2 protein-coding genes are annotated in these 4,090 nt (G+C 70.9%); one reads left to right on the plus strand and one right to left on the minus strand.

Going from position 1 to position 4,090, the window contains the following annotated elements; all coding sequences use genetic code 11:
* The coding region (locus tag ACWGJO_RS41210; RefSeq protein WP_452190911.1) for an RICIN domain-containing protein at nucleotides 1-2,380 on the minus strand (2,380 nt) is incomplete at its 3' end.
* Nucleotides 2,381-2,941: 561 nt separating this feature from the next.
* Here ACWGJO_RS41210 and ACWGJO_RS41215 point away from each other — a divergent pair.
* Entirely contained in the window at nucleotides 2,942-3,991 is a 1,050-nt protein-coding gene (locus tag ACWGJO_RS41215; RefSeq protein ID WP_452190912.1) for a substrate-binding domain-containing protein, read from the plus strand.
* Nucleotides 3,992-4,090 lie beyond the last annotated feature (99 nt).

The raw sequence follows: 4,090 nt of genomic DNA on the forward strand, positions 1-4,090 counted from the left end.
TCGAAGCGCGCGTGACGTGCTGGCACTTGGCGCTGTTATCCGAGACCAGCTGGACGCGGGCCCCGGTGTCCGGGACGAGGGTCCACTGCTGGTTGGCCCTGCCGGCGGCGCAGGTCCACTGGACGACCTGGACGCCGTCGGCGCTCGAAGCGCCCGTGACGTCCAGGCACTTGCCGCTGTTCACCGAGACCAGCTGGACGCTGCCGGTCCCGGCGACCGGCACCAGGGTCCACTGCTGGTTGGCCCCGCCGGCGGCGCAGGTCCACTGGACGACCTCGGCGCCGTCGGCCGTCGAAGCGCCCGTGACGTCCAGGCACTTGCCGCTGTTGACGCTGGTCACGGTGTGGGTGGCCGGCGCGGCCAGCGGCGTGACGGTGGTGTTGGCGAAGTCGGCGTGCTGGAACCCGCCGACGCCCAGGCCGATCTGGCCGATGCCGTGCCCGGCGTCGGCGACGGAGGCGACCTGGGTGTGGTCGATCGACGCGGTGATGCTCTGGCCCTGGACGGCCAGCGCGAGGTTGTGCCAGGTGCCGGCCCCCGCGCCGGGGTAGCTGCCGCTCGCCAGCACGGTGTCGGCGCCCGAGCGGTCCTCGCTGAACAGGCTCCAGGCACCGGTGTCGTCGATCTTCAGGTGGTAGCCGGAGCGGTCGTGGTCGACGTGGTCGATGCGGCCGAGCAGTTCGGCGGAGGTGCCGGCCTCTTCGAAGGTGACGTCGGTGCTCGCCTGGTAGTGGGCCCAGGACGGGTCGCCCAGGAGCGTCAGCGGGGTGTAGTTCATGTCGTCGTGCCACGGGATCGGCGCCCGGGTGATGACCTGGCGCAGGCACATCGGGGTGGTCGCCCCGGACGGGCAGGGCGCGGTCTCGAAGGCGCCCGCCCAGTCGTGGAAGTAGCGGGCGGTAGCCCTTTCGGAGTAGCCGCTGAGGTCGGCCCGGTACGGCAGCGGCATCGAGGTGGGCGCGGGCGGCGTGGCATTGCCCTTGCCCTGGCCGGTGGTCGTGGTGACGGTGTAGACGTAGCCGGGCTGCACGGTGAGCGAGTACGAACCGCTCTTGGGCGTCACGTCCTGGGTGTGCACGAACCACTTCGACTGGTCGGTGGAGTTCATGTCGGTGGCCCAGACGTGCACCTGGCCGGTGGACAGGCCCCCGGCGACCTTGAAGGTCACGGTCTGCGCGGCGGTGGCGTCGGTGGCCTCGATGACCGTGCTGTAGTCCTTGCCGGACTTGAGCGTGACGTAGCTGCCGCTGTGCGGGTCGCCGTTGGCGCCGGTGCCGGCCAGGTAGCCGCTGGACGTGTCCAGGTACTGCCAGCCCGGCTTGGCGAACTGGGTGGTGTGCGCCATGACCCAGATGTCGCGGCCGACCGCGTAGTTGCCGGACCACGGCTGGTCGGCGGCCATCAGCCCGGCGCCCGCGTACGGCAGGTTCGAGGGCCAGGAGCCGACCAGCGCCCACTTGATGTCGGCGGTGATCCGGGCGTCGAGGTACTCGCGGTTGACGTTGCGGGCCAGGGCGGCCGGGTCGGCGCCGTAGCTGTCGTTGTCGTCCTCGGAGGCCCACAGCCGTTTGCCCAGCCCGGTCGCGGTGTCGCTGCCCGGGCAGGCTGTGTAGACCGGGGTCGAGTGCCAGCAGGTGCCGTGCAGGCCGATGACGCCGACGGCCTTGGCGAAGGCGGGGTCCGCGGCCATGTCCGCGGCGATCGACCAGTGCTCGTCGTCGCTGTCGGACGCGACCAGGGTGGTGCCCTGGTGGCCGTGGGCGTCCAGGTCGGTGCGCAGCTTCTCGAACCAGGCCTTGTCGTAGCCGCGCTCGTTCCAGCCGCCGAGGTAGCCGACGTTCAGTCCGTGCTGCCGGGCGCAGCCGAGCCAGGAGTCCAGGTACGTGATGTTGTCCTGGGACCAGACGCCGCCGTTCAGCCAGCCCGGCGCGGCCCATTCCAGGCCGTAGAAGGTGATCCCGGGGTTGCGGGCCTTGGCCTGCTCCATGAGCCACCACTCGTACCCGCGGTCGCAGTCGACCTCGGTGGGGGTGCGCATGTGGGACGGTTCGGGGCCGTCCGAGGAGTTGGCGTCACCGCCGATCTCGACCTTCAGCATCTGCAGCGAGGCGCCGTAGCCGGGCTTGAACAGGTAGTCCAGCACCTGGCTGCGCTGGGGCTCGGGGTAGTCGACCAGCAGACGCGAGGTGGCGCCGCCGCCGCTGATCGCGCCGAGCCCGTCGTACGCGCGCCCCGGCGAGCGGCCGTCCAGTGTCACGGACTTCGTCGCGGGGGCCGGCGCGGCCACCGCGGCCGGCGCGGCCAGGGCGGCGGCGACGCCGAGTGCGAGCGCCGCCAGGGCCGTGACGCCCCGGCGGAGCGGGTGGGGTGGTTCGCTCATCGACTACTCCTGTCCTAGGGCTGGGTCGGCCGGGGTGGGGGTCCGCCAGGGCTCGGGCCCCGGCCGGGCGGCCGGGGGCGGGACTGGCGGGTGCATGCCGACATGCCGGGGAGGACAGTAGACCCAACATTCAACAGTAATCAACAACTTCAGATGAAATACAACGCGATCGGCCACCCGCCCGCAGGAGGCCACGGCCGATCCCGGTTGCCACACGGGCACAGCGCCACCCCGTGGACATGCCCCTGCCAGGCGCTATTGACGCCGCCCCGGCTTTGCCCGAAGCTGTCCACGACAACAACCTACCAATCAGTAAGTTCCGATGAACACGCCACCACCTGCTCCGATCCGGAAGATCGCGGCCCGATCCGCCGGCCTCGGCCCCCCATCCGCGGTGCGACGGGATAACGAGACGGTCTCAATGGCTCCGATCCGGAAACATGAGCTTGACTCAGCTCCCGGCCAGGCGCTTTCTTTTGACCCATCACGTTTGATCGTGGTGCTTTCTGATTGGTTTTGTTGCTTCTTGCCGTTCGGCCCCCACCCTCAGGAGCCCCCTCCATGCACCTCCCCCTCCGTGGCCGCCTGGCCGCGATCGCCGCGCTGAGCCTGATCACCTCCGTCGGCCTGACCGCCTGCTCCACCGGGCAGACGTCCTCGAACAGCGCGGACGCGCCCGTCGCTCCGGTGTCCGGCAAGGTCACGATCACCTACCTGCAGAAGCAGGGCGACCAGCAGTACTTCGTGGACGAGGCCGCGGGCGCCAAGGCCAAGGCCGCCGAGCTCGGCGCCGAGCTGAAGGTGGTGAACCTGGGCAACGACGCGAACAAGACGGTCGGCGAGGTGCAGGCCGCGATCGCCCAGAAGAGCAACGGCCTGATCATCGTGGTGCCCGACCCGGCGGTCGGCCCGCAGGTGGTCCAGACGGCCCGGGATGCGAAGGCCGCACTGCTGACCTCCGACGACCAGGTCTGCGCGAGCGGACCGGCCCCGGCCCGGTGCGCGGCGACCGACCTGGTGCCCCGGATCGGCTTCTCCGGTGCCCAGATGGGCGGTGAGGTCGGCAAGCGGGCCGCCGAGGAGTTCAAGAAGGCCGGCTGGAACGCGGCCGACACCCGGATCATCTCCGCCTGGAAGCAGGACGTCACCGTCTGCGGCGACCGTGTGAAGGCCGCCAAGGACGCCTTCGACCAGGCCGTGCCGGGCGTGCAGCTGATCGACGTCGCGACCGACAACACCCCGACCGGCGCGCAGGACAAGGTCGCCGCCACCATCACCGCCAACCCCGGGGTCAAGCACTGGGTGGCCTGGGGCTGCAACGACGAGAACGTCCAGGGCGCCGTCACCGCCCTGCAGAACGCCGGGATCAACCCCGACGACATCGACGGCGTCGGCCTGGGCGCCTACCTCGCGTGCAAGAACTGGGCCTCCGGCAAGCCCTCCGGGATGAAGGCCGCCCTGTTCATCAACGGCAAGGACGTCGGCGCCCTGTCCGTGCAGACCATGTACGACAAGCTCAAGAACGGCAAGGACTTCCCCAAGGAGGCCTTCGCCCCGACCACGATGGTCGACGCCGCCACCTGGCAGTCCGCGGGCGTGTCCTGCAGCTGACGCCTCGCCGAGCCGCCGGTGGGGCGGGCGGGCACCGACCTGCCGAATCCGCCCGCCGCACCGGCGCGCTCCCGGAGACCGTACCGCGACCACCGGCAC

It is taken from the genome of Kitasatospora sp. NPDC054795, assembly GCF_053611565.1.